This is a genomic window from Kytococcus sp. HMSC28H12 (genome assembly GCF_001816045.1).
GTDB classification, from domain to species: domain Bacteria; phylum Actinomycetota; class Actinomycetes; order Actinomycetales; family Dermatophilaceae; genus Kytococcus; species Kytococcus schroeteri.
Genome location: NZ_KV824549.1, coordinates 1487 through 7030, shown reverse-complemented (window position 1 = coordinate 7030; position 5544 = coordinate 1487). Strand labels below are relative to the sequence as shown.

General features: G+C 72.7%; 5 protein-coding genes and 1 pseudogene. 2 read left to right on the top strand and 4 right to left on the bottom strand.

The annotated features are described in order from the left end of the window. Positions 1-56 precede the first annotated feature (56 nt). Together HMPREF3099_RS08265 and HMPREF3099_RS08260 are read right to left on the bottom strand one after the other, a co-directional pair. Positions 57-722, bottom strand: coding sequence for an FMN-binding negative transcriptional regulator (locus HMPREF3099_RS08265; protein ID WP_070705533.1), 666 nt, complete (start codon positions 720-722; stop codon positions 57-59). Further along, positions 722-1192 (bottom strand): cytidine deaminase family protein, encoded by a 471-nt coding sequence (locus HMPREF3099_RS08260; protein ID WP_070705532.1) that lies wholly within the window; start codon positions 1190-1192, stop codon positions 722-724. Before HMPREF3099_RS08260 ends, HMPREF3099_RS08265 begins: the two co-directional genes overlap by 1 nt. 155 nt (positions 1193-1347) lie before the next feature. On the opposite strand from HMPREF3099_RS08260, the gene HMPREF3099_RS08255 reads away from it, so the two are divergent. Beyond that, complete coding sequence (locus HMPREF3099_RS08255) at positions 1348-2031, top strand: HNH endonuclease family protein (protein ID WP_237769802.1); 684 nt, start codon at positions 1348-1350, stop codon at positions 2029-2031. 42 nt (positions 2032-2073) lie between these two features. On the opposite strand, the gene HMPREF3099_RS08250 is transcribed toward HMPREF3099_RS08255, so the two are convergent. Both HMPREF3099_RS08250 and HMPREF3099_RS08245 read right to left on the bottom strand, forming a co-directional pair. Further along, the gene (locus HMPREF3099_RS08250; RefSeq protein ID WP_070705531.1) at positions 2074-3822 is read right to left on the bottom strand and encodes a pyruvate dehydrogenase; all 1749 of its coding nucleotides are present in this window, start codon (positions 3820-3822) and stop codon (positions 2074-2076) included. A gap of 101 nt (positions 3823-3923) precedes the next feature. After that, a complete protein-coding gene (locus HMPREF3099_RS08245) occupies positions 3924-4415 on the bottom strand; it encodes a lamin tail domain-containing protein (protein ID WP_168168488.1) in 492 nt (163 codons plus the stop codon). A 153-nt stretch (positions 4416-4568) separates the two neighbouring features. Between HMPREF3099_RS08245 and HMPREF3099_RS12970 the strand changes: the two are divergent. After that, positions 4569-5544 (top strand): annotated as a pseudogene (locus HMPREF3099_RS12970) (hypothetical protein); the annotation flags it as partial.

Genomic DNA, 5544 nt, shown 5'->3' with positions numbered 1-5544 from the left:
CCCCGCCGATGCCGGGGCCCGGGTCGCGTGCCCCGGGCCCCGGCACGCGCCTCGCCCTACGCCTCGCCCTCGAGCCGGCGCCGCTGCTGGCGCGCCGCGGCCCGGTCACCGGGGCGGCCGCGCTCCTCGAGGTGGGCCGACACCCGCTGGCGGTGCTCGGCCGGCTTCTCGTCGTCGTACTTGAACTTGGCCACCACCTCGCGCACGGGCAGCCGCAGCGCGGTGATGGCGGGCAGCATCCGGGCGTAGGGGCCACCCTCGGCGGTCACCGGGGCGCTGCCACCCTCGGGCTGCAGGTCGGCGAACTGGTGGGTGAGCACCTCGGCCTTCCCGGCCGGGTCGTCCACCACCTGCACGCCGCAGCGGAACTGCACGCTGGCGTAGTAGCTGGTGGGCACGCCGTGCTCGGAGGGAACGTCCGGCGCCGCCCGCCACGGACCGGGCACGTAGGCCACGGCCCCGGTCACCACGAAGCGCACCTCGCACCCCTCGTGCAGGTGCTCGAACACCGGGTTGACGCGGGCCAGGTGCAGCACGAGCTCGTCGCGCGGCCCGTCCTCCCCCTCGATGCCGGTGAGCAGCGTGGCGTGGGTGGGCACCACCACCGGGGCGCCGGCCGGGTCAGCGTTGTTCACGGCGAGCACGCCGAACAGCTCGGGGCCGTCCAGCCACTCACGCCACTCGGCCTCGTCGCGGGCGGCGTCCTGCGGGAAGACGAGCATCAGACCTCCTCGGGGTCGGCGGTGGGGGACGCCTCCACGGCGGTGCTGCTGCGGTAGGCGCCCGGCAGCAGGTCGCCGACCTCCACCGAGACCGGCGGGCCCCCGTCGGGCCCGGGGACCACCACGCGGCATCCGGGGTGGTGGTCCACGAGCACCTGCCGGTCGCGCCCGCACAGCGCGAGCACGCCCCGCCCCAGGTCGCCCACGGCCACGATGGCGGCCACCTCCCGCGCCCCGTTGGCCCGCGCCGCGCCCAGGGCCACGAGCTCGGCGCACGGGCCACCGGTGAAGTGGTACAGGTTCACTCCCGTGTGCACGCTGCCCCCACCGTCGAGCACCGCGGCGCCCACGGTGTGCAGGCCGTCGGCCTCGGGGTCGGTGCGGTCGGTGGCGGCGTCGATGGTGCGCGTGGCCACGGCCAGCAGCTCCTGCTCGGAGGCGTCCAGGGGCCGGGCGGTGGGGAAGGTCATGGACCCCAGCGTAGGCGCACACCCGGTGCCACCGGGCTGCGCGACCAGAGGGAAAACGAAGCCTTTCATGGGGCTTCCCTGACCCGGGCCGCGCTACCTTCGCAGGGCGCGAGAACAGCGCTCCCCCATCATTTTCCAGTGAACGGAGAACTCCCGTGACCACCCCCTCGCGCGGCGCCCACCGCCTCCTCACCCTCGGACCGGTGACCGCCGGCACCCTGTTGCTCACCGCCCTGGCGCCGATGACGGCCACGGCCGGCAGCACCGAGTACAGCGCCCCGCTGACCCAGGCGGTGGAGGAGCTGCCCGTGGCCGCCGAGGACAACGCCGGCTACGACCGCAAGAAGCACTTCGGCTCCTGGAAGGACGAGGACGGCGACTGCCAGAACGCCCGCGCCGAGGTGCTCATCGAGGAGAGCAGCACCGAGGTCACCTTCACCAACGAGAAGGAGTGCACGGTGGACGGCGGCACGTGGACCACCACCTGGGACGGCGTGGTGCACCGCAAGGCCTCCGAGACACAGATCGACCACACCGTGCCGCTCCACGAGGCGTGGGGCTCCGGGGCCCAGGAGTGGGAGGACACCCGCCGCAAGGCCTACGCCAACGACCTCGGTGACGAGCGCCTCCTCACCGCGCAGACCGGCGCGCTGAACACCGAGAAGGGCTCCAAGGGTCCCGAGGAGTGGCTGCCGCCGAAGGACCAGTGCACCTACGTGGCCGACTGGACCGCCATGAAGGTGCGCTGGGGCCTCACGGTGGACGAGGCGGAGAAGGCGAAGATGGCCGAGATGGCGGCCTCCTGCCCGGAGACCACCATCACCGTCACCGTCGTGTGACAGCCGCGTGCCCGGGCCCGCCCACGCGGGCCCGGGCACGGCTCACCGCCGCGGGATGTTGCGCATGTTGGAGCGGGCCATCGACACCGCCTCGCCTACGCCGCCGTTGAGCACGATCTTGCTCATGGCGGTGGCGAAGCCGAACACCTGGTCACTGGTGATCTTGGGAGGCAGCGAGAGCGCGTTCGGGTCGGTGACCACGTCCACCAGACTCGGCCCACGGTGGGCCAGGGCCTCGCGGTAGGCCGCCTCCAGGTCGCGCGGGTCCTCCACGCGCCAGGTGCGCCACCCCATCGCGCCGGCGATGGCCGCGTAGTCCGTGGCCGGCACGTCGGTGCCGAAGCTGGGCAGCTCGTCCACGAGCATCTCGAGCTTCACCATGCCCAGCGTGGAGTTGTTGAAGACCACCGCCGTCATCGGCAGGTCGTAGGTCACCGGGGTGAGCAGGTCGCCCAGCAGCATCGAGAGGCCGCCGTCGCCGCACATGGCCACCACCTGACGCTCCCGGTCGGCCAGCTGGGCGCCGATGGCGTGGGGCAGCGCGTTGGCCATGGACCCGTGCAGGAACGAGCCGATGAGGCGCCGCGTGCCCAGCGGACGCACGTAGCGGGCGCTCCACACGTTGCACATGCCGGTGTCCGCGGTGACCACGGCGTCGTCGTCCATGAGCTGGTCCAGCAGGTCGGCGGCGTACTCCGGGTGCACGGGCTTCATGTCGAGCACGTCGTGGGTGTAGGCACCCACGGACTTGGTCATGAGCCGCTCGTGCTTCTCGAGCATCCTCTCCAGGAAGCGGCGGTCGTCCTTGCGCTTCAGCAGCGGCAGCACGGCCTCGATGACGGAGCGCACGTCGCCCTGGATGGGCAGGTCCACGTCGGTGCGGCGGCCGATGACGGCGGCGTCGGTGTCCACCTGCACGGTGCGGGTGCCGGGGAGGAACTGGTCGTAGGGGAAGTCCGTACCGAGCATCACCAGCAGGTCGGCGTCCTCGATGCCGGCCGCGGCCGCGCCGTAGCCGAGCAGGCCGGTCATGCCCACGTCGAAGGGGTTGTCGAACTGGATGGCGTCCTTGCCGCGCAGCGAGTGGCCCACCGGGGCGGCCAGGGTGTCGGCCAGCTGCATCACCTCGGCGTGGGCGCCGCGCACTCCCTCGCCGCAGAACAGGGCCACCTTCTCGGCGCGGTTGAGCTCGTCGGCCAGCTCCCGCACGGCGTCCACGGTGGGCACCGTGACGCCCCGGCGCACCGGCACGTACCGGGGTGCCTCGGCCGCCACGTCGAGGTCGGCGATGTCGCCGGGGAGGCTCACCACCGAGACGCTCCGGTTCTGCACGGCGTGGCGGATGGCGGCGTGCACCACCCGCGGCGCCTGCTCGGCGGTGGAGACCAGCTCGCAGTAGTCCGAGCAGTCGGTGAACACGCGGTCGGGGTGGGTCTCCTGGAAGTAGCCCTGACCGATCTGGCTGCTGGGGATGTGGCTGGCCAGCGCCAGCACGGGCGCCCCGGAGCGGTGCGCGTCGTAGAGACCGTTCACCAGGTGGGTGTTGCCCGGGCCGCAGGAGCCGGCGCACACCGCGAGCCTCCCGGTCACCTGGGCCTCGGCGGCCGCCGCGAAGGCGCCCACCTCCTCGTGCCGCACGTGCACCCAGTCGATGCCGCCCTTGGCGGCACCCCCGGTGCGGCGCACCGCATCGACGATGGGGTTGAGGCTGTCGCCCACCACCCCGTAGATCCTGTTGACGCCCGCTTCCACGAGCTGCTGGACGAGCTGTTCCGCGACGTTCTTGGCCATGCGGTCACCGTATTGCGAGAACCCTCGTGCGGCCAGCCAGCGGCCGCACCGACGACTGGACCCCGGCGCCAGGGGGCACCGGGGTCCAGGAGGTCGTCGGGTCAGCAGGCGGCGGACTTGATGTCGTCCTTGGTGCTCCGGTCCTTGTAGGTGCAGGTGTCGAGCACCGCGCCCTTGGGGCTCTTGAGCGTGATCGTGTCGCCGGTGTTGTTCCACACGTAGGAGGTCTTGCCCCAGTAGCGCAGCGTGGTGGAACGCACACCCGCGGTGTTGGTGCCCCGGCCGGTCATGATGCGAACCGTCCCCTTTGCCGGCACCACGGTGGTGGGCAGCCTGTAGGTGAAGCCCATCGCGTCGCGCACCGTGTAACCGGTGATGGTGCGCCGCACGCTGGTGTTGTTGCGCAGCACCACGTACTCGGCGTTGAGGCTGGCGTTGGAGTAGTCGTCGCGCTTGGCCCCGTAGGAGTCGTACACGATCTGCGAGATGGAGACGGGAGGCAGTGCCTCGGCGGCCGGTGCGGAGGTGAGCACGGTGGGGGCAGCGAGAGCGGCCGCGAGCAGGCCCCCCACCAGACGTGCGTGACGGTTCACCCTCCCAGTGTGCCGCATCGGCGTCCGGCTCTCAGCGCAGGACCACCTCACCAGGACTGGGGCAATCCTCAGGCTTCCTTGGTCCGGGCCTGACTGCCCGGCAGACACGATGAGGGCCCCCTTTCAGATCGCACACTGGCCCGAGGAGAGCCCATGTCCCGCTTCCTGACCACCGCCGTCGCGGCCGCCATGGCCGGTGCGCTGAGCGTGCCCGTCGCCGCCGGCGCCACCCAGCACCGTTCCGAGGCCGAGCTCACACCGCGCCTCGCCGCATCGGCCGACTCGGCCCCCTCCGCCCTGCACCCGACGGAGGGCCGCTCGGCCACCCGCATCCAGGTGAAGCTCGCCGAGGGCTCGTCCTCCGCGCTGCGCACCGCCGCGCTCTCCGGCGAGGGCGACTCCCGCGTGGCCGCCCTGAACCGCTCCGGCACCCTGCGTGACGTGCGTCCGATGGTGGACGCCCCCGCCTCCTCGCTGAGGGCCCTCAAGGCCACCGCGGAGCAGCGCTCCGGCGACGAGCAGGCCGACATGTCGCTGTGGCTGGTGGCCGAGGTGGCCCCCGGTGAGATGGCCGACACCCTGGCCCAGCTGAACGCCGACCCGGCCGTGGAGGTGGCCATGGCCGCCCCACTGCCGGTGCAGCCGCCGCGCGCCGGTACGTCGCCGGCCACCCCGCTGGCCGCCCTGCGCACCGACGCCACCGACCCGGTGAACCCGCTGGCCACCCCGGACTTCACCGACCGCCAGACCTACCGTGGCCCGGCGGACGAGCAGGGCATCGAGGCCCTCGCCGCGCACGAGATGCCCGGCGGCAAGGGCAAGAACGTGGCCGTGGCCGACGTGGAGTTCGGCTGGACCATGGACCACGAGGACCTCACCCAGTTGGCCCGGGAGGACGCCCTCATCGCCAACGGCACCCCCTCGTACAGCTACCCCGAGCACGGCACCGCCGTGATGGGCGAGATCATCGGCGACGCCAACGAGTTCGGCGTCACCGGCATCGCGCCGGAGGCCACCGGGTACGTGGCCAACGCCGTCAGCAGTGAGGCCGGCTTCACCCCCGGCGCCGCCATCGCCGGGGCCGCCGAGGTGCTCGAGCCCGGCGACGTGATCCTCCTCGAGCAGCAGC